This is a genomic window from Mesotoga sp. HF07.pep.5.2.highcov, from assembly GCF_003666285.1.
GTDB classification, from domain to species: domain Bacteria; phylum Thermotogota; class Thermotogae; order Petrotogales; family Kosmotogaceae; genus Mesotoga; species Mesotoga prima.
The window spans coordinates 1-1,098 of the sequence record NZ_JFHJ01000552.1 but is presented as its reverse complement, the minus strand read 5'-3'; the positions used below and the strand labels follow the sequence as shown (position 1 = coordinate 1,098).

Here is a 1,098-nt window from a genome sequence, read left to right as displayed (position 1 = left end):
AGATAAGCCCATTATTCTTTTGAAGAGATAAAGGCGGCGAAGAGAACCACAACACCTCCCGCAAGAAGTACTGTCCAACCAAGCCAGTGAAGTTGCGGTCCACCGATGATATTCGCTATTTCCTCTCCAGAACTACCAGGAACATTGCTCTGAATAAGCTCTTTAAACTGTGTTCTCAAAGAATTCTCGTCGGGAAGGTCCCTAATCACGGTAATCAACCTCGCTACTACAACGCCAATCGAAGCAAGTCCGGAAAGAAAGACCAAAGATCTCATTTTCACGATTCCCATGATACCCGCAAAGATAGCAATTGCCATTGTTAGTGCGCCATATAGATCTCCGCCGTTGAAATAGGTTGCTTCGCCTCCTCCTGGGAAGCGTACTATCGGCAGGAACAAACCAGCTATAATCATTGCCGCTCCGACTACGGCGAGAAAAATGCCCTTTTTCATAGTCTCCACCTCTTTTCTAATATCCAACGGGCATAAGACTTTAATCTAGTCTAGGCCAATGATATCAGAATACCACTTGAAGGCGTTGTATGTTTTATCTCATCGGGAGAGCTCTCATCGTAAAAATGTCGGTTATCAGATCGCCAACTCCAAGGTTTTCATTTCCGAATTTGCTCTCGAAAAATGGGAACTGCATTACCTTTTCCAGAGGCTGAACTTCCTTCGGTCTTTCTTCTGGTGTCGTGTCGACTGAATTCTGAACGACCATTCTCAGCGGATCGAGGTTCCCAAAGTAGAAATCCCCGTAGACTCTGCTCTCTTCCTCAGTTACACCGACAGAGTACATTACACCCTGTCCTACTGACGTATCTTCTTGAATCCAGCCGTAATTGGGGAGGTGAAATTCAGCCCGGAAAAGAGAGGTGAACCCCCGGGTTTTCTCGCCGGTATTCCATTTGAGCGGCAGAAAAATTGATTGCACTCCATAATCTCCATATCCGTGTTCCATAGCAAAAAGGCTTTCTGGAATACCTTCCGCCTCTAGAGAAGCTTGGGCAATTGGACTGTAGTAGATATTCTCTACGACATAATCGAAAAGAAGTCTGGCCTGAAGATATGGGTTTTTCTCTTCTCCGACGATCCTTCC

1 protein-coding gene and 1 pseudogene are annotated in these 1,098 nt (G+C 45.7%); both read right to left on the bottom strand.

Annotation, left to right across the window (positions count from 1 at the left end; translation table 11 throughout):
• Positions 1-11: 11 nt before the first annotated feature.
• Entirely contained in the window at positions 12-452 is a 441-nt protein-coding gene (locus BG32_RS11695; protein WP_121526864.1) for a hypothetical protein, read from the bottom strand.
• 94 nt (positions 453-546) lie between these two features.
• A pseudogene (locus tag BG32_RS15640) lies at positions 547-1,098 on the bottom strand (transglutaminase-like domain-containing protein); the annotation flags it as partial.